Consider the following 26805-nt stretch of genomic DNA (forward strand, 5'->3'; position numbering starts at 1 on the left):
GTTACGCGTCCGGCAGGACGACGTTGACGTCGAGCACTTCCAGGTTGCCCTGGCGGTCGAGGGAGATCTTGATGTCCTCGGCGTTGACCTTCGTGTATTTCGAGATCACTTCGATCAACTCGCGGTGCAATGCCGGCAGGAAGTCCGGCCCGCCGCGGCCGCTGCGTTCGCGGGCGATGATGATCTGCAGCCTTTCCTTGGCCGCAGTCGCGCTTTTCTGGTTCTTGGGGAACAGGAAGGAGAGCAGGGGCATATCACTTTGCTCCGAACAGACGCTGCAGGAAGCCCGGCTTCTCGTAGTTGGTGAAGCGCAGCGGGATTTCTTCGCCGAGGAAGCGCGACACGACGTCCTGGTAGGCCTGGGCCACGTCCGTATCCTTGAAATGGATGGCCGGGTTGCCCTGGTTCGACGCGTGCAGCACCGCTTCCGATTCCGGAATGATGCCCAGCAGGGGGATGCGCAGGATTTCCTGCACGTCCTCGTACGACAGCATCTCGTCGTTTTCCACGCGGCGCGGCGAATAACGGGTGATCAACAGGTGTTCCTTGACGGGCTCGCCGCCGCTCTGGGCGCGGCGCGACTTGGCCTGCAGGATGCCCAGGATGCGGTCGGAGTCGCGCACGGACGACACTTCCGGATTGGTGACGATCAGCGCCTCGTCGGCGAACGTCAGCGCCATCAGCGCGCCGTGCTCGATGCCGGCCGGCGAGTCGCAGATGATGTATTCGAAGTCCATCTTGACCAACTCGTTCAACACTTGCTCGACGCCTTCTTCCGTCAGCGCGTCCTTGTCGCGCGTCTGGGAGGCCGGGAGGATGAACAGGTTGTCGCAGTGCTTGTCCTTGATCAGGGCCTGGGTCAGGCTCGCTTCGCCATTGACGACATTGATCAGGTCATAGACGACGCGGCGTTCGCAACCCATGATCAGGTCGAGGTTGCGCAGGCCGACGTCGAAGTCGATGACGGCCGTCTTGTGGCCGCGCATCGCGAGGCCCGACGAGAAACTTGCGCTCGAGGTGGTCTTGCCCACACCGCCCTTACCGGACGTTACAACGATAATTCTTGCCATGAAAAAAATGTGTCCTATTCAGTATCTGGTCAATGCTGGTACCGGGGCGCGCTCAGTTGCGGGGCGCCGAACCCAGCGATGATATATCGATTCGGTCGCCGACCAAACGGATTTGTGCCGGCTGGCGTGCCACGTCGGCCGGAAAACCCTCGTCGAACGTGCGGTAGACGCCTGCGATCGACACCAGTTCCGGCTGCAGTTGCAGCGCGAAGATGCGCGCGCCCGCATTGCCGGACGCGCCCGCCAGCGCGCGCCCGTGCAGCGGCGCGTACACGTGGATGCTGCCGTCGGCAATGAGCTCGGCGCCATTGTTCACGACGGCGGTCACGATCAGGTCGGTGCCGCGTGCGTAGATGCGCTGTCCGGCGCGCACGGGCGTGTCGACGATCATCGCCTGGGCCGACATGGCCGGCGCCGGTGCGGGGGCCGCGACGGGAGCCGGTGCGGGCTCGGCTGCTTCGATGGGCGCCGGCGCGGGCATCTCGCGTTCGCGGCCGCCGTTCGTCTGCAGGCCGCTGGTGCCGTCGTCCAGGAACAGGTCGTGGGCACGGATCACGTGGTGCAGCGCGGCCGGCGCGCCGCGCACGGCGACGGCGTTCAGGCGGTATTTCTTCAGCAGCGCGACCAGCGCCTCCCAATCGATGTGCGCGGCCTCCTCGGCGATGCCGGCGACGTCGATGACGGCGAATTCATCCTCGAAGAAATCGGAGACGCCCCCGGTCATCTGCTTCAGCGCGGCATCGATCGCGATCGGATCGGCCGAATGCAGGATGGTCGAAATGGCCACGACCGTGGAGATCTTGATTTCGATGGGCAGGGAGCTCGGGCTTTTGGGCATAAATCAATGTGGTTGGCTTAGCCCGTGCATTCTACTTTGAAATTTAGCCCAAAGGAAAAGGGTTTTGGCCGAGTTTAGACGGGCGGCAATCGATGTTTCCAGAACAAAAATAATGTCTCATAAAGATACTCAGCCTTAAGCAAAATCAAACCAGAGACTATTTTTTCCGTTGAATAAGCTGATAAGATTGATTTTGCTTAAACAAACTTTAAGCGGGGTCACTAATATTGTTGGCTTTCTGTCCAAGCCTGAGCGGAGATTGTGATTCATCAAGCGCACAACGTGGACGACCTGCCGCGCCCACCGGTGTCTGCCGCATTCGATGCAATCCATGCATGCGGAGTTGCCGCCGGCTTAACGCAATCGTTGTGCTGTTTTTTCGGATTCTTCCAGGCCTGGCCAGAAATGGCCGACAGCAGGGCTGTCCACTCATTGAACCCCGGCCGATGTGGCCGGGATACCGGAGATTGATATGGAAGATGTTGTAATCGTGGCCGCCGGCCGTACTGCAATCGGCAAGTTCGGTGGCACGCTCTCAAAAATTCCGGCTGCCGAGCTAGGCGCCCAGGTCATCAAGCACCTGCTGACGAAGACGGGCATCGATCCGGCCGCCGTCAGCGAAGTCATCATGGGTCAGGTCCTCACGGCCGGCACTGGCCAGAACCCGGCACGCCAGGCCGTCATCAAGAGCGGCCTGCCGGACAAGGTCCCGGCCTTCACCCTCAACATGGTGTGCGGCTCCGGCCTGCGCGCCACCCACCTCGCGGCCCAGGCCATCAAGTGCGGCGACGCCTCGATCGTCATCGCCGGCGGCCAGGAAAACATGAGCGCCTCGCCGCACGTGCTGAACGGTTCGCGCGACGGCTTCCGCATGGGCGACGCCAAGCTGACCGACACGATGATCGTCGACGGCCTGTGGGACGTCTACAACCAGTACCACATGGGCGTGACGGCCGAGAACGTCGCGCGCAAGTACGAGATCTCGCGCCAGGAACAGGACGAGTTCGCGCTGCAGTCGCAGCTGAAGGCCGAGGCCGCCATCAAGGCCGGCAAGTTCAAGGACGAGATCATCCCCATCGAGATCCCGTCCAAGAAGGGCCCGACCGTGTTCGATACCGACGAGTATCCGAAGCATGGCGCCACCCTGGAAGGCCTGTCCAGCCTGCGTCCCGCGTTCAACAAGGAAGGCACCGTGACGGCCGGTAACGCGTCCGGCCTGAACGACGGCGCCGCCGCCGTGATCATGATGTCGGCGTCGAAGGCCAAGGAACTGGGCCTGACGCCGATCGCCCGCATCAAGGCGTATTCGTCGGCTGGCCTCGACCCCTCGATCATGGGCATGGGCCCCGTCGATGCCGCCCGCCAGTGCCTGGAACGGGCCGGCTGGAAGCACGATGAAGTCGACCTGATGGAAATCAACGAAGCCTTCGCCGCCCAGGCCGTCGCCGTCAACAAGGAGATGGGCTGGGACACGTCGAAGATCAACGTGAACGGCGGCGCGATCGCGCTGGGCCATCCGATCGGTGCCTCGGGCGCGCGCGTGCTCGTGAGCCTGCTGCACGAAATGGTCCGCCGCGACGCCAAGAAGGGCCTCGCCGCCCTGTGCATCGGCGGCGGCATGGGCGTGGCCCTGGCGGTCGAGCGCTGACACGGTCGGCACGGCGCCCCCGCTGCCGGGGCGCCGGCGCCGCATCAGCGGCATGGGTAATCAGGAAATTGTACGCAAATCAAGCGAAAAACTAGGAGAAGACAATGGCTAGAGTGGCATTAGTGACCGGCGGCATGGGCGGCCTGGGTGAAGCGATCTGCATCAAGCTGGCTGCGCTCGGCTACAAGGTCGTGACGACGTACTCGCCGGGCAGCAAGAAGGCCGAAGGCTGGCTGGCCTCGATGCGCGATCAGGGCCACGACTTCAAGGCCTATGAATGCGATGTGTCCGACTACGATTCGGCCCAGGCCTGCGTGGCCAAGGTCGTGCAGGAAGTCGGTCCAGTCGACGTGCTGGTCAACAACGCCGGTATCACGCGCGACATGACCTTCAAGAAGATGGACAAGGTCAATTGGGATGCGGTCATGAAGACCAACCTCGACTCCGTGTTCAACATGACCAAGCCCGTCACTGACGGCATGGTCGAACGCAACTGGGGCCGCATCATCAACATCTCGTCCGTCAACGGCCAGAAGGGCGCGTTCGGCCAGACCAACTATTCGGCGGCCAAGGCCGGCATCCACGGCTTCACGAAAGCCCTGGCGCTGGAAGTGGCGCGCAAGGGCGTCACCGTGAACACCATCTCGCCGGGCTATATCGGCACCAAGATGGTCACCGACATCCCGGCCGAAGTGCTGGAATCGAAGATCCTGCCGCAGATCCCGATGGGCCGCCTGGGCAAGCCGGAAGAAGTGGCTGGCCTCGTGGCCTACCTGTCGTCGGACGAAGCCGCATTCGTCACCGGCGCCAACATCGCCATCAACGGCGGCCAGCACATGCAATAAGGACGGCGCGCCGTCATGCATCGACACCGCCTCCGGGCGGTGTTTTTCTTTCCGGAGCAACCATGCCGCCACTCACCGCCAAACCCTATCTGCGGTCCATCCAGATCGACCCGCAGGCCACGATCGACCCGCAGCGCTATCCGTTCACGATTCCCGCCGTGCGCGACCTGGGCGTGCTGGAGCCGCATCCGGACGTCACGTTCTTCGTCGGCGAGAACGGCGCGGGCAAGTCGACGGTGCTGGAGGCGATCGCGGTGGCGCTGGGACTGCCGGCGGAAGGCGGGTCGAAGAACGTCTACCGGCCGCCGCAGCAGCAGGTGTCGCCGCTGCAGCACGTGCTGAAGGTCACCAAGGGCTGGCGCTGGCCCCGCAACAGCTATTTCCTGCGCGCGGAAAGCCTGTTCAACGTGTTCACTTACCTCGACGAGCTGCCCGGCGGCGGCCCGTCGCTGCACTTGCGCTCGCACGGCGAAGCGTTCATGGACGTGATGCTCGGCTTCCGCGGCGACGGTTTCTATCTTCTGGACGAACCGGAAGCCGCACTGTCGCCCAACCGCCAACTGGCCGCGCTGAGCGTCATCGACAATCTCGTGAAGCAAGGCGCGCAGTTCATCATCGCGACGCATTCGCCGATCCTGCTCGCGTACCCGCGCGCCAAAATTTTAAGTTTCGACGGCACAGGCATCGCCGAGATCAGCTACGAGGACACGGAACACTACGCCGTCACGCGCGACTTCCTGAACCACTATCCGCGCCGGCTGGAACAACTGCTCGACGACTAAGTCCCCACTTCGGGGTCAGGGCACATTTCTGCGGAAATTCGGGGTCAGGGCATGCTTTCACACTGAGCGTAAAAGCGACGGTATTGGTCCCGTTGCGCGGCTGTCACATCGAATCAGCTGCGTTGCGTTTTCAGGCTTCCTCGCAGACCATGTTTTGAAAAGTGCTCTGACCCCGAATTCTGCCGAAAAAGTGCTCTGACCCCGAATTTCGCTCTGACCCCGAATTTCGCTTGCGCGCCGTTAAACGGCCATGTGTCGTATCCTCTCTACGGTGGCTGCCGCCGGGTGCGCGTGGGAAGACGATGATGATCGATGCTGAGCAAGTGAAGGCCGTGGTGCGCCTGCCCGCGCCGCAGCGCTACGAATACTTCGTCAAGCGGGTGGCCGCCACGGGCATCGTGTGGGGGCTGTACCGCAACGGCTGGGCGCTCGCCGAGAAGGACGATGGCACGCTCGTGTTCGCCATGTGGCCGGACCGCGAATTCGCCCAGTTGTGCGCGGAATTCGAGTGGGAAGGCTACGCGCCGCAGGCGTTCGCGCTGGACGACCTGCTCGGAGAATTGCTGCCGCAGTTGCAGCAGGACGGCCTCGTGCCCGGCGTCTTTCGCACGCCGGGGTCGAAAGGCGTGATGCCGACGCCGGGCCTCCTGCGCGTCGACCTCGAGGACGAGCTGCGCAGCCTCGACGTGTAAAACGTCTGCTACCATCGCCGCCGATGACCACGAAGGAGTCCACCATGAACGCTTTGCCGCACGGCGCACTCGCCTTGTCCAGCCTGGAGGAACAGATGCTGCAGCCCGGCGTGAAGGGCTTGCCGCTGACGGCGCCGCTGCGCCAGGGCGCCGTCGGTATGCAGGGCTGGAACGTGCTGCATGGCGACACCAGTTTTCCCGTCGCCGTGCTGAAGACGTCGGCGCTGCGCCATAACCTCGACTGGATGCGTGACTTCTGCGAACGCCACGGCGTGCGCATCGCCCCGCACGGCAAGACGACGATGTCCCCGCAACTGTTCGGCGCCCAGCTCGCGAACGGCGCCTGGGGCATCACCCTCGCGAACGCCGTGCAGGTGCGGGTGGCGCATCGCTTCGGCGTGCGCCGCGTGCTCGTCGCGAACCAGCTCGTCGCGCGGAGCGACGTGCGCATGGTGCTGCAACTGCTGCACGACGACCCCGGCTTCGAATGCGTCGTGCTGGCCGATTCGCTCGCGGGCGTGGCGCGCCTGTCGGAAGAAGTCGAGGCGCACCCTCTGACGCGGCCGTTGTCCGTGCTCGTCGAACTGGGGCTGTCGGGCAAGCGGGCCGGCTGCCGCACGCCGGAGGAAGCGCTGACGGTGGCGCGTGCCATCGAGCGGGCGCCTGGCCTCGTGCTGGCCGGCTTCGAAGGCTACGAAGGGCTGCTCGTGTCCGACGACCACGAGGCCGACCTGCGCGCCGTATCGAGCTTCGTCGCGCGCCTGTGTGCGCTCGTGCGCGAGGCCGACGACGAAGGCCTGTTCGGGACGCGCGAGATCCTCGTGACGGCGGGCGGCTCGTCGTACTTCGACCTCGTCGCGCGCGGCTTCCAGGAACTGCACGGGCTGTCGCTGCCTCTGGTCCCCGTGCTGCGCAGCGGCTGCTACCTGACGAGCGACCACGGCATGTACCACCGCCACATCGAGGCGCTCGATGCGCGCGAAGGCGTGCCGCCCGGCGAAGGCTTGCGGCCCGCGCTGGAGATCTGGAGCGTCGTGCAGTCGCGCCCCGAGCCGGGCCTCGCGATCCTCACGATGGGCAAGCGCGACGCATCGCACGACGCCGGCCTGCCGGTGCCGCTGTGGCATCACCGGCCCGGGCCCGGCGCCGCGCACGCGCTGCCGGACGGCTGCGCGATCGTCAAGATGAACGACCAGCACGCATACCTGCAGCTGCCGGACGGCCCCGTGCGCGACATGCTCGCCGTGGGTGACCTGGTCGGGTGCGGCATCTCGCATCCGTGCACGACGTTCGACCGCTGGCCCCTGCTGCTCGCCGTGGACGACGACTACGCCGTGCGCTTCGCGCTCAACACTTTCTTCTAGAACGGACGGGCGGTAGGCTACAATCGGTTGTCGTTTCATTCGTACACCGATCCGCCATGCCTGCCACCCCGCCGTCGTTGTTCCCCACTATCCTCCCGAACCGCCACGGCATGCTGGCCGTGGACGACCTGCACACGATCTACTGGGAAGAAGTGGGCAACCCGAACGGCATTCCCGTCGTGTTCCTGCACGGCGGTCCAGGTGCGGGCCTGTCGCCGCAGCATCGCCGCTTCTTCGACCCGAGCGCCTACCGCGTGATCCTGTTCGACCAGCGCGGCGCCGGCAAGTCGACGCCGCTCGGCGAATGGCGCAACAACACGACGCAGCTGCTCATCCAGGACATCGAGCGCCTGCGCGCCATGTTCGGCATCGAGCGCTGGCTCGTGTTCGGCGGCTCCTGGGGCTCCACCCTGGCGCTCGCGTATGGACAGGCGCACCCCGAGCGCTGCCTGGGCTTCGTGCTGCGCGGGATCTTCCTGTGCACGCCGGCCGAGATCGAATTCTTCCTGTACGGCGTGCAGTGGTTCTACCCGGAGCTGTACGACGAATTCGTCGCGCCGATCCCGCTGGAGGAGCGCGGCGACCTGCTCGCCGCGTACACGAAACGCCTGCTGTCCGACGACCCGCAGCAGTACTGGCCCGCCGCGCGCGCGTGGAGCCGCTTCGAGGGCCGCCGCGTGTTCCTGCTGCCGCAGGAGGACGAGCATACGTCCGACACGCTCGACCTGGGCGTGGGCCGGCTCGAATCGCACTACATGGCGCAGGGCGGCTTCCTCGAACCCGACCAGCTGCTGCGCGACCTGGACCGCATCACGCACCTGCCGGCCGTGATCGTGCAGGGGCGCTACGACGTCATCTGCCCGCCGCTGTCCGCCTACCGCCTGCACCAGGCCTGGGCCGGGTCGCGCCTGCGCATGATCCCGGACGCCGGCCACGGCGCGCTCGAAGCCGGCATCTCGCGCGCCCTCGTCGCCGCCACGGAACAGTTCAAACGTTACGGCCGCTTCGATTGAAACCACAGTCACGGGGACGGAGGCCGCCGCCTGCTACACTGTTCCCAGCTTCTTACAAGAACGACAAGCTACCAGCATGAATATCCAGACCAACGACATCGGCCATGTCATCCAGTTGGCGATCGCGCCCGTGTTCCTGCTGACCGGCGTGGCCACCAAGCTGACGGTATTGATGAACCGCCTCGCGCGCATCATCGACCGTACCCGCGACCTCAAGATCGAGCTGCGCAAAGGCCCCGACCCCGAATGCAGCGAAGAGCTCGACGTGCTGTACCAGCGCTGGCGCCTGATCAACTACGCGATCACGTTCAGCACCGGCTGCGGCCTGCTCATCTGCCTGATCATCGCCTGCCTGTTCCTCGGCGATACGACGAACCTCCCGCTGGACCGCTACATCGCCGGCATGTTCGTGGTGGCGATGGTCGCCCTGATTGCCAGTTTCATTTTCCTGCTGCGCGAAGTCACCGTCTCGTTCCGCTACATGCGCATCCACCGTCACGACGCCCCGGCGCGGCGGGACTAGACCCCCACGAATCGAGACCCATCATGCACGACTACCAACGCCCCCCGACCCTGCACCGCTACGGCCTGCGCGCCGAGCTGGAACTGGCGCTGTCCACCGGCCAGTTCAAACTCCAGCCGGAGAACGGCTTCCTCACGCTGTCGTTCTCCACCGCGTGGAACAAGCAGCTGTTCGACGTGCTCGGCCCCGCCGACAGCTGCCTCGTCATCCACAACACGGAGGAATTCGGCGAGCGCCTGCACCGTGCCGTGCAGCGCACCCTGCCCAACTGGGCGGGTATCGACGGCCCGGTCGAATACGGCATCCGCTCTCGCCTCGGCCAGGCGTTCTCGCAACCGATCGCCAATGCCCGCGAAAAGGAATGGAAGTTCGCGTGGCGCTCGCTGGCGCCGCATACGAGCCTGAATCCCGTCACGGTGCGCATCGGCAGCATCGAGCAGTTCGCCGAACTGCGCACGCCGGAGAGCTATCCCGCGTGACCTCGTCGCGGCATCGCGATTAGAACCACGGCTCGACGAAATCCCGGTGTAATGCCGGGATTGCCACTTTCGTTGCGCCCATGACTGCTTCACTGCCCGCTACCGCCTATCCGCACCTCCTGTCTCCCCTCGACCTCGGCTTCACGACGCTGAAGAACCGCGTCATCATGGGCTCGATGCACACGGGCCTCGAAGACCGCTTCTGGAACTACGGCAAACTGGCCGCGTTCTACCGCGAGCGCGCCCGCGGCGGCGCGGGCCTGATCGTCACAGGGGGCATCTCGCCGAACCGCCAGGGCTGGCTGCTGCCGTTCGGCGGCACGCTGAACTTCCGTGGCGACGTCTTCAACCACCGCCGCGTCACGCGCGCCGTGCACGAGGAGGGCGGCAAGATCGTGCTGCAGATCCTGCACGCGGGCCGCTACGGCTACCAGCCGCTCGTCGTGTCCGCGTCGAACGTCAAGTCGCCCATTTCTCCGTTCCGCCCGCGCGCGTTGACGCCGCGCGGCATCGAGTCGACCATCGCGGCCTACGTCCGCTGCGCGAAGCTGGCACAAAAGGCCGGCTACGACGGCGTCGAGGTGATGGGCAGCGAGGGCTACCTGATCAACCAGTTCCTGTGCGCGCGCACGAACCGCCGCACGGATGCGTGGGGCGGCTCCATCGAGAACCGCATGCGGCTGCCGGTGGAGATCGTGCGCCGCATCCGCGCGGCCGTCGGACGCGATTTCATCGTGATGGTGCGCCACTCCGTGCTGGACCTCGTTGACGGCGGCAACACGTGGGACGAGGTCGTGCAGGTGGCGCAGGCGCTGGAGGGCGCGGGCGCCACGATCCTCAACACGGGCTACGGCTGGCACGAGGCGCGTGTGCCGACGATCGTCACCTCCGTGCCGCGCGCCGCGTTCGCATCGATCGCGGGGCGGCTGCGCGATGCGGTCGGGATCCCCGTCGTCGCGTCGAACCGCATCAACATGCCGCAGGACGCGGAGCGCCTGCTGGCCGACGGCAGCGCGGACATGGTGTCGATGGCGCGCCCGTTCCTCGCCGATCCCGATTGGGTGAACAAGGCCGCGGCGGGGCAGGCCGACCGCATCAACACGTGCATCGCCTGCAACCAGGCGTGTCTCGACCACACGTTCTCGAACGAGCGCGCGAGCTGCCTCGTGAACCCGCGCGCCTGCCACGAGACGGAACTCGTGTACCGGCCGACGAGCCGGCGCAAGCGGATCGCCGTCGTGGGCGCCGGGCCGGCCGGCCTGTCCGCCGCGACGGTGGCGGCGCAGCGGGGTCACGCCGTTACCTTGTTCGACGGGCTCGATCGCATCGGCGGCCAGTTCAACGTCGCCATGCGCATCCCCGGCAAGGAGGAATTCACGGAGACCGTCCGCTACTTCGGGCGCCAGCTGGAACTGGCCGGTGTCGAGCTGCAGCTGGGCCGCCGCGTCACGCGCGAGGAACTCGTCGCCGCGGGCTACGACGACGTGATCGTGGCGACCGGTGTCACGATGCGCCGGCCGCGCATCGACGGCATCACGCATCCGAAGGTGCTGTCGTACCTGGACGTGCTGCGCGACGGCGCGCCCGTGGGACGGCGCGCGGCGATCATCGGCGCGGGCGGCATCGGCTTCGACACGGCCGAATACCTGATCCACGATGCGCACGCGCCGCGCCCGCAGCCCGTCGAGGACTGGGCCGGCGAATGGGGCGTCGACCTGCAGGTGGCGACGCCGGGCGGCCTGATGAAGCCGCACGGCACGGCGCCCGCGCGCAGCATCTGGCTCCTGCAGCGCAAGACGACGCGTCCCGGCGCGGGCCTGGGCAAGACGTCGGGCTGGGTGCACCGCGCGACGCTCGCCCGCAACGGCGTCGTCATGCTGGCCGGCGTGCAGTACGACCGCATCGATGACGCGGGCCTGCACATCACGATCGGCGGGGAGCAGAAGCTGCTGGAAGTGGACAACGTGGTGATCTGCGCGGGGCAGGAAAGCCTGGCGGAGCTGATGCCGCCGGAAGGCACGCGCGGCGGGCCGGCGTTCCACAAGATCGGCGGCGCGGCGCTCGCGGCCGAGCTGGATGCGAAGCGGGCGATCCGCGAAGGGGCGGAGCTGGCGGCGCGGTTGTAAAAAAAGGCCGGGAGCACCCGGCCTTGTAGGGTTTACTTCTTCGTGCCGATGCTGCGTTTCCTGCTCTTCTTGCTGCGGTTATCGGACGCCGGCTGCGCCGTCTGGTCGCCCTGGCGCGGCATGTTCGTGTCGCTTTGCATCGAGCCCGTCGACGATTCCAGCGAGCCGCCTTTCTGCTGCTGTTCCATGCCGCCGTAGCCGGACTGGCGCGACGCGTTCAGGCGGTCTTCCTCGCCGCGCGCCTGCATGCGCTGGGCGCTCTGGCGGGCGCTCCAGCCGGCCTGCTGCGCACCGGCACCGCCGCGCTGCGTGCCCACGTTCGGGTTGTCGATGCCGCCCTGCAGCGAACCGCGCGAGCGCAAGGCCGCACCCATCTGTTCGATGTTGGCCGACTGGACGTTGGCGCTGCCCGGCGCCACCCAGCCCGGTGCGCGCGGCTGCTGGCTGCCTTCCGCCACGGGCACGATCTTTTCCTTGGCGATGCCGCGCGAGCGCGTGCTGTCCGGTCCTTTTTGTTTCGTCATGGTGTCCTCCTGTGAGCTGCGCGTGCTGATGCGCTGACAGAACGATCATGCGCGCCGGGAACGCGGTATTCCAGAGGAAGAGGGAGCGCACCTTTGTAGGACTGGAACTACCAACTTATTCTTGTGAAACAACGGGTTACGTTATCTCGACAACGCCAACATGCTGTCGGCGTCCGCGTGGGCGGGGGCCGCCCACCCTACAGCGTATAGTAGGGTGGGCACCCCGTGCCCACGCGTGACGTACGCGCTGTGTCGACGTTATTTCTTGCGCACGACGACGCAGCCGATCGAATACCCGGCACCGAACGAGCAGATGACGCCATTGGCGCCGCTCGGCAAGTCATCCTGGTGCGAGTGGAACGCGATGATGGAACCGGCCGACGACGTGTTCGCGTAGCGGTCGAGGATCACGGGCGCTTCTTCCGGCGTGGCGTCGCGGCCCAGCAGGGTGCGCACGATCAGCTGGTTCATGCTCAGGTTCGCCTGGTGCAGCCAGAAGCGCGAGACGTCCTCGATCTTCAGGCCCGCGTGCTCGACGGTGTCGCGGATCATCGCGGCGGCCATCGGGCACACTTCCTTGAACACCTTGCGGCCCTGCTGGCGGAACAGCTTGTCGGGCTGGCCGACACCGTCCTCGTCGAAGCGGTTCATGAAACCGAAGTTGTTGCGGATGTTGTTCGAGAATTTCGTCTTCAGCTTCGAATCGAGGATCTCGAACTGGTGTTCGCTCGTGGCCGTGTCGGCCGCTTCGATGACCATCGCCGTGCACGCGTCGCCGAAGATGAAGTGGCTGTCGCGGTCGCGGAAGTTCAGGTGGGCGCTCGTGATTTCCGGATCGAGCACGAGCACGGCGCGCGCCTGGCCCGTCTGCACGGCGGCGGCGGCGGTCTGGATCGCGAACGTCGCGGACGAGCAGGCCACGTTCATGTCGAAGCCATAGCCCTCGATGCCGAGCGCTTCCTGCACTTCGACGGCCATCGCCGGGTAGGCGCGCTGCATGTTGCTGGCGGCGACGAGGACCATGTCGATGTCGGCCGGCGTGCGGCCCGCGCGCGCGAGGGCCTGGCGGGCGGCGGCGACGCAGATCTCGGCCTGCAGCGACAATTCCTCGTCGGCGCGTTCCTTGATGCGCGGCGTCATGTGCGTGGGATCGAGGATGCCTTCCTTTTCCATCACGTAGCGCGACTTGATGCCCGACGCCTTTTCGATGAACGCGCTGCTGGACGGTTCCAGCGCGGTCACTGCGCCGGCCGCGATCTTGTCCGCGTGCTCCGCGTTGAACAGCTCGGCGTAGGCATTGTAGGCCGTCACCAGCTCATCGTTGGAAATCGAATTCGGTGGCGTGAACAGGCCGGTGCCGCTGATGACGACAGGTTTCATAACAGGCTAGCTTTCATGGACGATAACGGGAGGAAACTTCCCGGGAATCCGCCGATTCTACACAATCGTACCGACGCTGGGAACCGAGGGGGGATTCCACAGGAAGCCCGTCAGTACGGGCGTTGTGCGGGATCAGTGCGATTGCTGGGCCAGGGGCGCGGGCGGCACCGCGCGCTTCGACAGCTGGACCGGCAAGCCCTGCAGGTGGTGCAGAGCCTGCGTGAGCTGGAAATCGTCGGTGCTGCCGAAGTCGAGCGGCTTGCGCGAGCGGCCGGCGGCGAGGATGCGCATCTGTTCCTCGATGTCGTCGTGGTTCGTCGTGTCCTCGGGCGTGCGCGAGGTGTCGTTCTTGAGGTGGTGCTGCAGGTCTGCCTCGCGCATGCGCAGGGCGTTCAGGCCGTCGCCGTCGGCAGTCTCGTCGACGTGGATGTCGGGCACGATGCCGCGCGCCTGGATCGAGCGGCCGCTGGGCGTGTAGTAGCGCGCCGTCGTGAGCTTCACGGCGGTGTCGCCGGCGAGCGGGCGGATGGTTTGCACGGAGCCCTTGCCGAACGTCTGGGTGCCGACGATGGCGGCGCGTTTGTGGTCCTGCAGGGCGCCCGCGACGATTTCCGACGCGGACGCGGAACCCGTGTTCACGAGCACGACCATGGGAATCGTCTTGAACAGGTCGGGCACCTTCTCGAGCGGATCGTTGCCGCGGCTGAGCAGGTAATACTCGGGGCTGCCGTAGAACTTGGCCTTCGAGTCTTCCAGCTGGCCGTTCGTGGACACGATCTCGGCATTCTTCGGCAGGAACGCGGCCGCGACGCCGATCGCGCCCTGCAGCAGCCCGCCAGGATCGTTGCGCAGGTCGAGCACGATGCCTTTCAGATTCGGTTCCTCGCGCGCCAGCGCGGCCAGCTTGTTCGCCAGGTCGTCGACCGTCGGCTCCTGGAATTGCGATACGCGCACCCAGGCGTAGCCGGGTGCGACGATCTTGCCCTTGACGCTTTTTTGCACGATCTCGTCGCGCACGATCGTGAACGACAGCGGCGCCGGCGCGTCCTTGCGGAGCACGGTGAGCACGACCTTCGTGTGCGGCTCGCCGCGCATGCGCCGGATCGCTTCGTCCAGGTCCATGCCTTTCACCGCGGCGCCGTCGACGTGCGTGATCAGGTCGCCCGCGCGGATGCCGGCGCGCGCGGCCGGCGCGTCCTCGATGGGGGTGACGATGCGGATATAGCCTTCGTCGCTCTGGTTGATCTCGATGCCCAGGCCGACGAACTTGCCTTCCGTGCCCTCGCGCAGCTCGCGGTAGGCCTTGCGGTCGAGGTAGGCCGAGTGCGGGTCGAGCGCACCGACCATGCCGGAGATGGCTTGCGTGAGCAGCTTGCGGTCGGGCACGGGCTCGACGTAGTCGGCCTTGATCGTGCTGTAGGCATGCGCCAGCTCGTGCAGGCCCTCGATGGGCATGCCGTCGACCGGCTTGTGGGCCAGGACCGAGTATTGCATCGTGACGCCGGTCCCGAGGATCACGCCGAGCGTGACCAGGGCGGCGTTCTTGAAGCTGGAGCGCATGGGCGATGGAACGAATGGTGACTGCGGTCCAGTATAACCGTCCCGCGTCCCGGGTGGGGCCCGGGGCGCAGGACGCGTGCTCAGGCGACGACGCGTTGTCCGGCTGGCAAGGAACCGCGGCTATTGATGATGCGCGAAAACAACGTCAACTGGCCATTGGTCGTGTCGTCCCAGCTGAAGCCTTCGGCGTAGCGGCGCGTGGCGGCGTGGTCGGGGTAGTTGCGGCGCAGTTCGGTCAGCGCGTCGGCGATGCCTTTCGACGTGCGTTCCTTCATCAGCACACCCGCCTCCGGCGCCGCCACGACTTCCGGCGTGCCCCAGACGTTGCTGGCGACGACCGGCGTGCCGCACGCCATCGATTCCAGCAGCACGTTCGCCCAGCCTTCGCGGCTGGAGGCGAGGACCATCGCGTCGGCCGCGTTGTAGTAATTCTTGAGCTCGGCCTGCGCGACGGCGCCGAGGAACGTCACGCGGTCGGCCACGCCCAGGCTGGCGGCCAGCGCTTCCAGCTTCTTGCGTTCCGGCCCGATGCCCGCGATGAGAAGCTTCACGTCCGGCAGCAGCGGCAGCGCGCCGATCGTCAGATCGTGCGCCTTGCGCGGGTCGAGCACGCCGACGGAGATCACGGTGAAGCCCTCCATGCCCAGCTGGGCGCGCGCGGCGGCCCGGTCCAGCGGGACGAAGCGCTGCAGGTCGACGCCGTTGCGCAGTGCCACGATGCGGTCACCCGGAATGCCGAGGCCGATCATCTCTTCGCGCAATGCCTGGCACACGGTGATCATGCCGGCCGCGTTGTTGGCGGCCCACATCAGTTGCTTTCTCGGCAGCGCGAACTGCGGAATCAGGTTAATGTCGGTACCGCGGGCCGTGACGACGACGGGCTTGTTGAAATACTTGCCCAGCATCACTGCGGCGACGCCGTCCGGATAAAAATAGTGCGCGTCGATGACGTCGAAGTCGTAACCCTCGTCGATGATGCGGCCGATCTCTTTCTTGCAGGCCTGGGCCATCAGCCACGGCGCGGCCGTCATCCCGACTTTGGGAATGACGAGGTAGCGCGGGTGGGTGACGTCGATGCCGCAGCGGGTTTCCGCCGCCGGCACCTTGGAAAAGGCCGCATAGTCGCCGAAGCGCGGGTGCTGCGACGGGAACCACGGCACGGGCGCGACGACCTTCGATTCGACCTGGCCGCTGGCGAGCAGGTAGCGCAGGCGGGTTTCGACAAAGATGCCGTGGCTGGGTTTGACCGTGTTCGGGAACAGGGAACTGAATGTGAGGAGCTTCATCGACGACGTTCGCAGAGGGGGAGGCGGAGCGCAGCCGCTATTATGTAATAGATTGCAATAACTTGCCGTTTTTCGCGGGACGCGCCGTCGCTCAATAGCAAAAATGTAACTCGCGTCGCGTGCTCGTCAGAAAACTATGATAAATTCGTCCAGTTTTTAGCTCGGCCGCATTTCTTCCGGCCCACACCCACATGAGACGATCCGGCATGCAGCGCGGGCGTTCCCATGGCCTAACACTCAATCTGTAGAAATCATGAAAATTTCAGTTATCGGGACTGGTTACGTCGGACTGGTGTCTGGCGCATGCTTCGCCGACGTCGGCAACACCGTGCTGTGCCTGGACGTCGATACGCGCAAGATCACGATGTTGAAGGACGGGATCATCCCCATCCACGAACCGGGCCTCGACAACCTCGTCCAGCGCAACGCCGCCGCGGGCCGCCTGCTGTTCTCGTCGAACTACGACGACGCGGTCAGCCACGCCGACATCATCTTCCTGGCCGTCGGTACGCCGCCGGACGAAGACGGCAGCGCCGACCTCACGCACATCCTGTCGGCCGCGCGCAGCATCGGCGAGCGCCTGACGAAGCCGGCCGTGATCGTCGACAAGTCGACCGTGCCCGTCGGTACCGCGGAAAAGGTCAAGCGCGCGATCGCGGGCGAGCTGGAGAAGCGCGGCGTGAACGTCGCGTTCCACGTCGTCAGCAACCCCGAATTCCTGAAGGAAGGCGCCGCCATCGACGACTTCATGAAGCCTGACCGCATCGTGGTCGGCGCCGATGACGCCGACGCGGCCAAGCAGATGCGCCAGCTGTACGCGCCGTTCAGCCGCAACCACGAGAAATTCGTCGAGATGGACATCCGCAGCGCCGAGCTGACCAAGTACGCGGCGAACGCGATGCTGGCGACCCGCATCAGCTTCATGAACGAGCTGGCGAACCTGTCCGAACTGCTGGGCGCCGACATCGAAGCCGTGCGCCTGGGCATCGGCATGGACCCGCGCATCGGCCCGGACTTCCTGTACGCCGGCATGGGTTACGGCGGTTCCTGCTTCCCGAAAGACGTCAAGGCGCTGATCAAGACGGCGTCCGACCACAAGCAGCAACTGCACCTGCTGACCGCGACCGAGACCGTCAACGACGCGCAAAAGAACGTACTGTTCACGAAGCTGGTGCGCTTCTTCGGCGGCGACGCCGGCCTGAAGGGCAAGACGATCGCGCTGTGGGGCCTGTCGTTCAAGCCGAACACGGACGACATGCGCGAAGCGCCGAGCCGCATCCTGATCAAGGCCCTGTTCGACGCGGGCGCCAACGTGATCGCCTACGACCCCGTCGCCCGCGAGGAAGCGAAGCGCGTGCTGGTGGCCGAGCACGGCGAAGACCTGTGCAACACGCGCCTCCGTATCGTCGAATCGGCCCGCCAGGCCGTCGAAGGCGCGGACGTGCTCGTGCTGGTCACCGAATGGAAGGAATTCCGCGCGCCGGACCTGCCGTTCCTCGCCGAGAAGCTGAAACAGAAGGCCGTGTTCGACGGCCGCAACATCTATGATCCGGAAGCGTTCGCTGCCGCCGGCCTCGTCTACGAAGGCATCGGCCGCCGTTCCGGGAAGGTTGCCCAATGACCGAAGCTAACAAGACCGGCACGATCCTCGTCACCGGCGCCGCCGGCTTCGTCGGCAGCGCCGTGGCCGTGCGCCTGGCCGCCATGGGACATACCGTGGTCGGCTGCGACAATTTCAACGATTACTACGACCCGGCGCTGAAGCACCACCGCGTCGAGGCCCTGCTGAAGCCGGCCGGTGTGCCGTGCGAGACGGTCGAGCTGAGCGACGGCGAGCAGGTCGTCGCGCTGTTCGACCGCGTGAAACCGGCGCTCGTCGTGCACTTGGCCGCCCAGGCCGGCGTGCGCTATTCGCTGCAGAATCCGGCCGCGTACGTCCAGGCGAACCTCGTCGCGTTCGGCCACATGCTGGAAGCCTGCCGCAACCACAAGGTGCAGCACCTGCTGTACGCGAGCAGCAGCAGCGTCTACGGCGCCAACGCGAAGACGCCGTTCAGCGAGGACGACGTCACCGACGCGCCCGTGTCGCTGTACGCCGCGACGAAGAAGTCGAACGAGCTGATGGCCCATTCGTACAGCCACCTGTACGGCTTCCCGGCGACCGGCCTGCGCTTCTTCACGGTGTACGGTCCGTGGGGCCGGCCGGACATGGCCTACTTCAGCTTCGCGCGCAAGATGCTCGCGGGCGAGGCGATCCCCGTCTTCGCGGAAGGCAAGCTGTACCGCGACTTCACCTATATCGACGACATCGTCGAAGGCGTCGTCCGGTTGCTGTTCAAGCCGACCACGCCCGAGGGCAAGCCCCCGCACGCCGTCTTCAACATCGGCAACCAGACGCCGGTGCAGGTACTGGACTTCATCCGCACCCTGGAAGGCGCGCTCGACGTCAAGGCCAAGCTGGACTTCCAGCCGATGCAGCCGGGCGACGTGCCGGCCACGCACGCCGACACGACCAGGCTGCAGGCCAGGGTCGGCTACAAGCCCACGACGTCACTGGAGGCGGGCTTGCGTGAATTTGCGCAGTGGTATAATCGGGCGATACGTGAAAATGTTTCCTATCTGAAATGAAAAAAGTCCTCATCCTCGGCGTCAACGGTTTTATCGGTCACCATCTCTCCAAGCGCATCCTGGAGACGACCGACTGGGAAGTGTATGGCATGGACATGAATTCGGAGCGGATCACCGATCTGCTGTCGAATCCGCGCATGCACTTCTTTGAAGGCGACATCACCATCAACAAGGAATGGGTCGAGTACCACGTCAAGAAGTGCGACGTGATCCTCCCGCTGGTGGCGATCGCAACGCCGTCGACCTATGTGAAGGAGCCGCTGCGCGTCTTCGAACTGGACTTCGAGGCGAACCTGCCGATCGTCCGTTCGGCCGCCAAGTACAAGAAGCACCTGATCTTCCCGTCGACGTCGGAAGTCTACGGCATGAGCCCGGACGCGGAATTCGATCCGGAGAACTCGGAACTGGTCTACGGCCCGATCAACAAGCCGCGCTGGATCTACGCCTGCGCCAAGCAGCTGATGGACCGCGTGATCTGGGGCTACGGCATGGAAGGCCTGAATTTCACGCTGTTCCGCCCGTTCAACTGGATCGGCGCCGGCCTGGATTCGATCCATACGCCGAAGGAAGGCTCCTCGCGCGTGCTGACCCAGTTCCTGGGCCACATCGTGCGCGGCGAACCGATCCAGCTGGTCGACGGCGGCCAGCAGAAGCGTTCGTTCACCTACGTCGACGATGGCATCGATGCGCTGATGCGCATCATCGAGAACAAGGACGGCAAGGCCACGGGCAAGATCTTCAACGTGGGCAACCCGGTCAATAACTACTCGATCCGCGAACTGGCCGGCATGATGCTGGACCTGGCCGCCGAGTATCCGGAATACCGCGACACGGCAAAGCAGGTGAAACTGGTCGACACGAGCTCGGGCGCCTACTACGGCACCGGCTACCAGGACGTGCAGAACCGCGTGCCGAAGATCGAGAACACCGTGTCGGAACTGGGCTGGAAGCCGCAGGTGTCCATGCGTGATGCGCTGGTCAAGATCTTCGATTCGTACAAGGACAAGCTGGGCGACGCGGAACAGCTCAATAACTGATCCTCGGACCTGACGATCCCGAAAAGGCTGCTGCGGCAGCCTTTTTTATTTTTATTAATGCAACACATGTCATAATCAGGCCTTCGTCATTTAACAAAGGTCAGCGGATGAAGATAGCCATCCTCGGCGGCGGCGTGGCGGGCATCGCCAGCGCGATCGCGTTCCGGCAACAAGGATTCGACGTCACCGTCCACGAACGGCGCCCGGCCGACGAGAACATCGGCGCCGGCATCGTCGTGTGGCCGAATGCCGCGTTCGTGCTCGCGCAATTCGGCCTGCTGGACGAGATGGCGGCCGTGGCCGGCCGTCCGCGCGCGATGCGACGCCTCTCGCGCCATGGCGACGACCTCGGCGCGCTGGACATCGGCCTGATCGATGCGCGGATGGGCTATCCGAGCCTGTCGGTATTGAGGGCCGATTTCCAGCGCATCCTGACGTCCCGGTTGCGGTCGCTGGGCGTCGCCGTCCAGTATGGCCGCCGGGTCGTGGACATCGACACGTCCGACGACGACGCGGCACGAGTCCATTTCGACGACGGATCGATGCTGACAGCGGACCTGATCGTCGGCGCCGACGGCCGCATGGCGTCGTGCGCGCGCCGCTACGTGACGGGCGCGAACACGCCGATCTACCAGGGCTTCGTCAACTGGATCGGCGTCCACGAAGGGGAGGACATCGCGTTCGACGTGGACGCGATCTCGGATTACTGGGGCACGGGCGAACGCTTCGGCATCGTGCCCGTCGGCCGGCACACCGCGTATTGGGCCGGTGGCGCCGCGCAGGATGCCGTCGGCGCGCGCGACCCGGCCGCTTATCACGACGAGTTGCTGCGCCGGTTCGCGGACTGGGCGGCGCCCGTGCGGCACATCATCGCGGGCACGCCAGCGGCGCGCATCAACAAGATTTACGTGCACGACCATGACCCCGTCCCGACGTGGCACCGGCACAACCTCGTCATGATCGGCGATGCCGCACACGCAGCGTTGCCGACGTCCGGCCAGGGCGCGTGCCAGGCGCTGGAAGACGCGTGGCATCTCGCGCACTGCGTCGCATCGCATCCGGACGACCTGGGCCAGGCGCTGCAGGCGTTCACCGCGTTGCGCTTCCAGAAGACGGCGGGCATCGCAATGGCCGGGCGGAGCCTGGCTTCGTCCCTGTTCGACCGCGACGAGGCGGCGTGCCGCGCGCGCGACGACAACAGCCGGCGCGCGGATTTCACGCAGCTTGCCATGGCGATGGCCGATGGCTGGAGCCGGCACCTGCCGCTGCGCGTCGGAGTACCCGGCTGATGGCGTTCACGTTCGCGCACCTGGCCGACTGCGAGCGGCACCTGCCCGTCATCGCGGCATGGCAGCAGACCGAGTTCGGCTACCTCACGCCGTCGATCACCGTCGAGCAGCGCGAAGTCCGCCTGCGCGAATCGCTCCATGGCGCGGGGTTGCCGCTGACGCTGGTCGCCCTCGATGAAGACGGCCGTCCCGCCGGCGCCGCGACGCTGGCGGCCAGGACGATCACGCATCCGCACCTGACGCCGTGGCTGTCGGCGGTCGTCGTGCCGCCCGCGTACCGGGGGCGGGGCACCGCATCCGCGCTGTCGCTGCACGTCGCCGACGCGGCGGCGCGGCTCGGCTTCCCGACGATCCACCTGTTTACGCCGCATAACGAATCGCTGTACCGGCGGCTGGGCTGGGTGACGACCGAGACGGCGCAGCTCAACGGCACGCGGGTTGCCATCATGGCGCGTTCCACGGGAATGTAAATGCGCGTAAATACAAACTCCGGGTTCGTGTAAATCGGTGTATCCCCCATCAATCGGCAGGTAAGTATTTGTAAAGTGCCCGGACAGCGGGCGGGACGCCGCCTATAGTTCTTATCAGTTTTTCTCTCTCTCTCCACTCTTGAAGTGGTCTTTGCCCACGGTCCCCCAACCGTGGGCTTTTTTATGCCCGGAGCCTTGATGATGACCACCCGTTTTGCCCGCGCCTGCCTGTTCGCACTCGCCGTCGGCGTCACCGTACCCGCGTTCGCCGTGCCGCTGATGGACATGCGCGCGGAAGATTTGCTGTTCATGTCCGCCGACGTGAAAAAATCGCTGAACCTCACACCGAACCAGCAGACGCTGTGGAACCAGATGGAAGGCCGCTCCCGTTCCACGCTGCGCGAGCGCCAGCGCCGCCGCGAGGCGCTGCAGGAACAAGCGAAGGCGATGGTGGCGAAGCCGGACGTCGAAATGCGCGACTTGAACAAGGCCGTCGAGGCGGAAGCGGCGACGACAGGGCTTGAGGACAAGCAGTTGCGCGAAGCGTGGCTGGAAGTGAACGACGCGCTGGACGACAAGCAGCGTGCGCAGGTCGCCACGTTCGTCGGCGAACAGCTGATGCGCGTCGTGCCGGACGGGCATCCGGGCGGGGAGCACGGCGGTCAGCACGAACGCGGCAGCCACATGGGCGGTCATGGCCGCGGCGGCATGGGCGGTGGCGGCGGCATGGGCAGTCCCGGCGGCGCCTCGCTCAACACCGGCGGCTGAGCACCGCAGGCATGCATACGATGTATCGTTAAGTAAAAATCGTCATCGATCGGTATTTTGGCTATCCTTCCCCGCTAGAATTGGTTTTATCTAAGCAGCAACGCCAACGATAGTCATGAGTAAACTGATCCCGATCGCCTGCCTGGCTCTGCTGGGCACGGCGGGACACGCATCGGCCGAGTCCGGCCAAAACCTCCCCCCAGCCACCGAATCCGCCACCGCGGACAAGATCCAGCAAGTGAACGTGAACGGCACGCGCGCCGACGACACCGAGACGCGTCGCCTGTCGACCGCGGCCAGGATGGTGTTCGGGCGCGAGGAGCTCGACCGCAACGGCGACACGAGCATCAGCGAAGTTCTCAAGCGCCTGCCGGGCGTGACCCTCGGCGGGCCGCCGGGACGGGGCGGCGGCGGGGTGCGCATGCGCGGCCTGGGGAATGGCTATACGCAGATGCTCGTCAACGGCGAGCGTCCGCCGCCGGGTTTTTCGCTGGAGGCGCTGGCGCCCGACCAGGTCGAGCGCATCGAAGTGATGCGCGGACCCGTGGCGGAGCACAGCACGCAGGCGATCGCCGGCACCATCAACATCGTCCTGCGCGAGGGGTATCGCCAGAAGGACGTGCAACTGCGCGTCGCGGACAGCATCGAGGAGGGCCGCCACGGCGTGAACGTGGGCGTCGTCGTGCCGGGGCAGCAGGGCGCACTGACGTGGAACCTGACGGGCGCCGTCAACCAGGCGCGCCAGCACAACGACAGCGACACGGTGAACCTGGACACCCTGCACGATGGCACGGTGCAGCGCGAGCAACGCATCCACGACGAAGGGGGCGGCGTCAACGACTCGCTGTTCCTCACGCCGCGGTTCGCCTACAAGTTCACGAACGGCGACACGCTGACGTTTCAACCTTTCCTGATCGCGAACCGCAACCGCAGCGGCGGCGACAGCCTGCTCGACCAGCCCATCGGCACCGTCGCGCCGGAGTATGCGCACCAGCGTTCCGACTCGACGAGTCGCGCGACGTTCCTGCGCGGCTTCGGCAACTGGCTGCACCGCATGGATGGCGGCGCGCGGCTGGAAGTGAAATTCGGCTTCGCCGGCGGCAGGAGCAGCAGCGACGTCGTGCGCAACACCTACGACGCCGCGGCCGCGCCGCTGAAGCGCTACGTCGATGCCGACAGCACGCGCGACGGCAGCCTGAACACGGGCGGCAAGTACACGCGCCCCATGGGTAAAGGCCATCTGTTCGCGGCGGGCTGGGAGATCGAGGGCGGCCACCGCAGCCAGGAGCACGTGGCGGCAGGCGATTCCGCCGCGCTGTTCGACGATGGCGGCGCCTCGCTCACGGCCGATTCGCGCCGCATCGCCGCGTTCGCGCAGGACGAGTGGGACGTCACGCCGCAGTTCTCGACCTATCTGGGCCTGCGCTGGGAAGGTATCCGCATCACGAGCGACCAGACGGCCGCGGGGCGCGGCGAGATACGGAACCTGTCGAAGGTCTGGAGCCCCGTGCTGCACGGCGTGTGGCGCATTCCCGAACATGATAAAGACCAGGTACGCGCGAGCGTCACACGCAGCTACAAGGCGCCGGCGCTGAACGACTTGATCGCCGTGCCGACGATCTCCACGTACAACGACGCGACGCGCCCGGACCGCACGGGCAATCCGCACCTGAAGCCGGAACTGGCGACCGGTATCGACGTCGCGTACGAGCATTACGTCGGTAGAAGCGGCATCCTGTCCGCGAGCGCGTTCGCGCGCAACATCGACGACCTGCAGCGCCGCACAACGATGCTGGCGCAGACGGCGTCCGGGCCGCGCTGGGTGTCCACGCCCATCAACATCGGCAAGGCCAGAACGGCAGGCCTCGAGCTGGAAGCGAAGTTCCCGCTCACGGATGTCTATCCTAGTGCGCCGAACGTCGACGTGCGCTCGAACTACAGCCGTTACTGGTCGAGCGTCGACGGCATCCCCGGTCCGAACAACCGCCTCGACCAGCAGCCGAAGCAGACGGCCAACGTGGGCGCGGACTGGCGCCTGAAGGGCGTGCCGCTGACGGTGGGCGGCGGCTTGAACTGGACCCCGGCGACGCTCGTGCAGACCACCGCCAACGAGACCGCGTACACGGGCATGAAGCGCCAGTTCGACGTCTACGGCCTGGTCAAGCTGAATGCGGGCGCGCAGCTGCGCCTGTCCGCCAACAACGTCGATCCGCGCGTCTACGACAGCGCGCGCAGCGTCGACACGGGCACGCTCGTGCAAAGCGCGGCGACGGCGACCCGGACCTATACCACGATCGGCATCCGCTACGAAATGAAGATGTAGCGGATACATCACACGCGTCCCGGACGGCGCCGGGATCGCGTGACCCCCTGTGTTACATTCGCCGCTGGCCACAAGCCGCTACCCGTACGACCGAGGACTTTCGTGAACCGTCATCTTCTCAGCACCTTGACCCTGTCCCTGCTGGCCGCCTGCGTATCCGCCGGCGCCGCGGACAACGCCGTCACCGCCGACCGTTCCGGCATCGACACGCAGTACATCGACCCGGACGTGCGCGCGCAGGACGATTTCTTCACTTACCTGAACGGCAAATGGCTCAAGACGACGGCCATCCCGTCCGACCGCGCGAGCTGGGGCACGTTCATGCAGCTGCGCGAGGACACGCAGCCGCAACTGCTCGGCATCATCGAAGCCGACCAGAAGGACCCGCACGGGAAAGCCGGCACCGACACGCAGAAGATCGCGGACCTGTACACGAGCTTCATGGACGAGAAGAAGCTCGAGACGCTGGGCTACAAGCCGCTCGCGGGCGAGCTGGCCCGCATCCGCACGCTGAAGGACAGGAAGGGCGTGCCCGACCTCGTCGCGCACCTCGCGAAGATCGGCGTCGCGACGCCGTACGGCATCGGCGTCGCGCAGGACGCGAAAGAATCGACGAAGTACGCCACGTACATCCGCCAGGGCGGCCTCGGCATGCCGGACCGCGACTACTATCTGAAGGCCGACGATGCGCGCATGGCCGCCACGAAGGCGAAGTACGAACGGCACGTCGCGCGCATCCTGGCGCTCGCCGGCGACAAGGATGCCGACGCGCAGGCGCGGGCGATCGTCGCGTTCGAGACGGCACTGGCGAAGGCGCAGTGGACGAAGGTCGAACTGCGCGACCCGGTCCGGAACTACAACAAGATGGACGTGGCCCAGCTGGCCGCGCTGACGCCGGGCTACGACTGGAAGGCGGCGCTGGCCGCCGCCGGCGTGGCGAACAAGATCGACTACGTGATCGTGGGCCAGCCGAGCTACCTGCAGGGCCTGGACCGCATCCTCGCCGACACCGACCTCGAGACCGTCAAGGCTTATTTCCAGTGGCAGCTGCTGCGCGAATACGCGCCGTACCTGTCGAAGGCCTTCGTCGACGAGAACTTCGATTTCTACGGCAGGACGCTGACCGGTGTGGACGTGAACCGCCCGCGCTGGAAGATCGGCGTGTCCGTCGTTGAAGGCGCGCTGGGCGAGGCGCTGGGCCGCGAATACGTCGCGAAGTATTTCCCGCCGGCGCGCAAGGCGCGCATGGAGGAGCTGGTTGCGAACGTGCTGGCCGCCTACCGCGAATCGATCGATCATCTCGACTGGATGGGCGCGGAGACGAAGAAGGAAGCGCAGGCCAAGCTGGCCAAGTTCACGCCGAAGATCGGCTACCCGGTCAAGTGGCGCGACTATGCGCGTTTGACGATCAAGCGGGACGACCTGGTGGGCAACGTGGAACGCGCCGCCGTCTTCGCGTACAACCGCAACATCGACAAGCTGGGCAAGCCGATCGACCGCGACGAGTGGAGCATGACGCCGCAGACGGTGAACGCCTACTACAACGCCCGGATGAACGAGATCGTGTTCCCGGCCGCGATCCTGCAGCCGCCGTTCTTCGACGCGAACGCGGACGACGCCGCGAACTACGGCGCGATCGGCGCCGTGATCGGCCACGAGGTCGGCCACGGCTTCGACGACAAGGGCAGCCAGTCGGACGGCGACGGCAACCTGCGCAACTGGTGGACGGCCGACGACCAGGCACGCTTCAAGGCCAAGACCGACATGCTCGTGAAGCAGTACGACGCGTTCGAACCGATCCCCGGCTATCACGTGAACGGTGCGCTCACGCTGGGCGAGAACATCGGCGACAACGCCGGCCTGGCGATCGCCTATAAAGCCTACAAGATCTCGCTGCACGGCCAGCCTGCTCCCGTCATCGACGGCCTCACGGGCGACCAGCGCTTCTTCATGGGCTTCGGCCAGGTCTGGCGCTCGAAGATGCGCGAAGCCCAGCAGATCGTGCAGGTGAAGACCGACCCGCATTCGCCGGGCCAGTTCCGCGCGAACGGCACGCTGCGCAACCAGGCCGCGTTCTACGAGGCGTTCGGCGTGAAGGAAGGCGACAGGATGTACCTGGCGCCGGCGCAGCGGGTCACGATCTGGTAACGATTTCGTAAC

General features: G+C 65.8%; 24 protein-coding genes. 17 read left to right on the forward strand and 7 right to left on the reverse strand.

Going from position 1 to position 26805, the window contains the following annotated elements; translation table 11 throughout:
- Window position 1 precedes the first annotated feature (1 nt).
- The 3 genes from minE to minC are packed head-to-tail and all read right to left on the reverse strand — an operon-like array spanning window position 2 to window position 1908.
- Complete coding sequence (gene minE, locus HAV22_RS05780) at window positions 2-253, reverse strand: cell division topological specificity factor MinE (RefSeq protein WP_036231293.1); 252 nt, start codon at window positions 251-253, stop codon at window positions 2-4.
- A gap of 1 nt (window position 254) precedes the next feature.
- The gene (minD, locus tag HAV22_RS05785; protein WP_166857503.1) at window positions 255-1070 is read right to left on the reverse strand and encodes a septum site-determining protein MinD; all 816 of its coding nucleotides are present in this window, start codon (window positions 1068-1070) and stop codon (window positions 255-257) included.
- A 52-nt stretch (window positions 1071-1122) separates the two neighbouring features.
- Complete coding sequence (gene minC, locus HAV22_RS05790; RefSeq protein ID WP_166857505.1) at window positions 1123-1908, reverse strand: septum site-determining protein MinC; 786 nt, start codon at window positions 1906-1908, stop codon at window positions 1123-1125.
- A 472-nt stretch (window positions 1909-2380) separates the two neighbouring features.
- On the opposite strand from minC, the gene HAV22_RS05795 reads away from it, so the two are divergent.
- The 9 genes from HAV22_RS05795 to HAV22_RS05835 all read left to right on the forward strand — a co-directional run bounded on the left by HAV22_RS05795 (window position 2381) and on the right by HAV22_RS05835 (window position 11380).
- Complete coding sequence (locus HAV22_RS05795) at window positions 2381-3556, forward strand: acetyl-CoA C-acetyltransferase (protein WP_166857507.1); 1176 nt, start codon at window positions 2381-2383, stop codon at window positions 3554-3556.
- 104 nt (window positions 3557-3660) lie between these two features.
- The gene (gene phbB / locus HAV22_RS05800) at window positions 3661-4401 is read left to right on the forward strand and encodes an acetoacetyl-CoA reductase (protein ID WP_166857509.1); all 741 of its coding nucleotides are present in this window, start codon (window positions 3661-3663) and stop codon (window positions 4399-4401) included.
- A 62-nt stretch (window positions 4402-4463) separates the two neighbouring features.
- On the forward strand, window positions 4464-5183 hold the full coding sequence (locus HAV22_RS05805; protein WP_166857511.1) for an AAA family ATPase: 720 nt from the start codon (window positions 4464-4466) through the stop codon (window positions 5181-5183).
- A 302-nt stretch (window positions 5184-5485) separates the two neighbouring features.
- A complete protein-coding gene (locus HAV22_RS05810) occupies window positions 5486-5875 on the forward strand; it encodes a DUF2750 domain-containing protein (RefSeq protein WP_166857513.1) in 390 nt (129 codons plus the stop codon).
- A gap of 44 nt (window positions 5876-5919) precedes the next feature.
- Window positions 5920-7239 carry an amino acid deaminase gene (locus tag HAV22_RS05815; protein WP_166857515.1) on the forward strand — a complete coding sequence of 440 codons (1320 nt, stop codon included), beginning with the start codon at window positions 5920-5922 and terminating at the stop codon, window positions 7237-7239.
- Between the two features lie 56 nt (window positions 7240-7295).
- On the forward strand, window positions 7296-8252 hold the full coding sequence (gene pip, locus HAV22_RS05820) for a prolyl aminopeptidase (protein ID WP_166857517.1): 957 nt from the start codon (window positions 7296-7298) through the stop codon (window positions 8250-8252).
- A gap of 76 nt (window positions 8253-8328) precedes the next feature.
- Window positions 8329-8775 carry a DUF2721 domain-containing protein gene (locus tag HAV22_RS05825; protein WP_166857519.1) on the forward strand — a complete coding sequence of 149 codons (447 nt, stop codon included), beginning with the start codon at window positions 8329-8331 and terminating at the stop codon, window positions 8773-8775.
- Window positions 8776-8798: 23 nt separating this feature from the next.
- Entirely contained in the window at window positions 8799-9254 is a 456-nt protein-coding gene (locus tag HAV22_RS05830) for a hypothetical protein (protein WP_166857521.1), read from the forward strand.
- 80 nt (window positions 9255-9334) lie between these two features.
- Window positions 9335-11380, forward strand: coding sequence for an NADPH-dependent 2,4-dienoyl-CoA reductase (locus HAV22_RS05835; protein ID WP_166857523.1), 2046 nt, complete (start codon window positions 9335-9337; stop codon window positions 11378-11380).
- A 32-nt stretch (window positions 11381-11412) separates the two neighbouring features.
- On the opposite strand, the gene HAV22_RS05840 is transcribed toward HAV22_RS05835, so the two are convergent.
- The 4 genes from HAV22_RS05840 to HAV22_RS05855 form a co-directional block, all read right to left on the reverse strand.
- Window positions 11413-11904, reverse strand: coding sequence for a hypothetical protein (locus HAV22_RS05840; RefSeq protein ID WP_166857525.1), 492 nt, complete (start codon window positions 11902-11904; stop codon window positions 11413-11415).
- Window positions 11905-12162: 258 nt separating this feature from the next.
- Complete coding sequence (locus tag HAV22_RS05845; protein WP_166857527.1) at window positions 12163-13284, reverse strand: beta-ketoacyl-ACP synthase III; 1122 nt, start codon at window positions 13282-13284, stop codon at window positions 12163-12165.
- Between the two features lie 132 nt (window positions 13285-13416).
- Window positions 13417-14844, reverse strand: coding sequence for a S41 family peptidase (locus HAV22_RS05850; RefSeq protein WP_166857529.1), 1428 nt, complete (start codon window positions 14842-14844; stop codon window positions 13417-13419).
- An 80-nt stretch (window positions 14845-14924) separates the two neighbouring features.
- Complete coding sequence (locus HAV22_RS05855; protein WP_166857532.1) at window positions 14925-16130, reverse strand: glycosyltransferase family 4 protein; 1206 nt, start codon at window positions 16128-16130, stop codon at window positions 14925-14927.
- 253 nt (window positions 16131-16383) lie between these two features.
- On the opposite strand from HAV22_RS05855, the gene HAV22_RS05860 reads away from it, so the two are divergent.
- The 8 genes from HAV22_RS05860 to HAV22_RS05895 all read left to right on the forward strand — a co-directional run bounded on the left by HAV22_RS05860 (window position 16384) and on the right by HAV22_RS05895 (window position 26793).
- The gene (locus HAV22_RS05860; RefSeq protein ID WP_166857534.1) at window positions 16384-17751 is read left to right on the forward strand and encodes a UDP-glucose dehydrogenase family protein; all 1368 of its coding nucleotides are present in this window, start codon (window positions 16384-16386) and stop codon (window positions 17749-17751) included.
- Window positions 17748-18758, forward strand: a complete 1011-nt coding sequence (locus HAV22_RS05865; protein WP_166857536.1) for an NAD-dependent epimerase/dehydratase family protein — start codon at window positions 17748-17750, stop codon at window positions 18756-18758. The genes HAV22_RS05860 and HAV22_RS05865 overlap by 4 nt, the downstream gene beginning before the upstream one ends.
- Complete coding sequence (locus HAV22_RS05870) at window positions 18755-19795, forward strand: bifunctional UDP-4-keto-pentose/UDP-xylose synthase (RefSeq protein WP_166857537.1); 1041 nt, start codon at window positions 18755-18757, stop codon at window positions 19793-19795. Before HAV22_RS05865 ends, HAV22_RS05870 begins: the two co-directional genes overlap by 4 nt.
- A gap of 107 nt (window positions 19796-19902) precedes the next feature.
- Window positions 19903-21084, forward strand: coding sequence for an FAD-dependent monooxygenase (locus HAV22_RS05875; RefSeq protein WP_166857539.1), 1182 nt, complete (start codon window positions 19903-19905; stop codon window positions 21082-21084).
- Window positions 21084-21554 carry a GNAT family N-acetyltransferase gene (locus tag HAV22_RS05880; RefSeq protein WP_166857541.1) on the forward strand — a complete coding sequence of 157 codons (471 nt, stop codon included), beginning with the start codon at window positions 21084-21086 and terminating at the stop codon, window positions 21552-21554. Before HAV22_RS05875 ends, HAV22_RS05880 begins: the two co-directional genes overlap by 1 nt.
- A gap of 198 nt (window positions 21555-21752) precedes the next feature.
- On the forward strand, window positions 21753-22322 hold the full coding sequence (locus HAV22_RS05885) for a Spy/CpxP family protein refolding chaperone (protein WP_208296078.1): 570 nt from the start codon (window positions 21753-21755) through the stop codon (window positions 22320-22322).
- A 115-nt stretch (window positions 22323-22437) separates the two neighbouring features.
- On the forward strand, window positions 22438-24645 hold the full coding sequence (locus tag HAV22_RS05890; RefSeq protein WP_229421106.1) for a TonB-dependent receptor plug domain-containing protein: 2208 nt from the start codon (window positions 22438-22440) through the stop codon (window positions 24643-24645).
- Window positions 24646-24747: 102 nt separating this feature from the next.
- Entirely contained in the window at window positions 24748-26793 is a 2046-nt protein-coding gene (locus HAV22_RS05895; protein ID WP_166857543.1) for a M13 family metallopeptidase, read from the forward strand.
- Window positions 26794-26805: the final 12 nt, after the last annotated feature.

The organism is Telluria antibiotica (assembly GCF_011682055.1).
Classification (GTDB): Bacteria; Pseudomonadota; Gammaproteobacteria; order Burkholderiales; family Burkholderiaceae_D; genus Telluria; species Telluria antibiotica.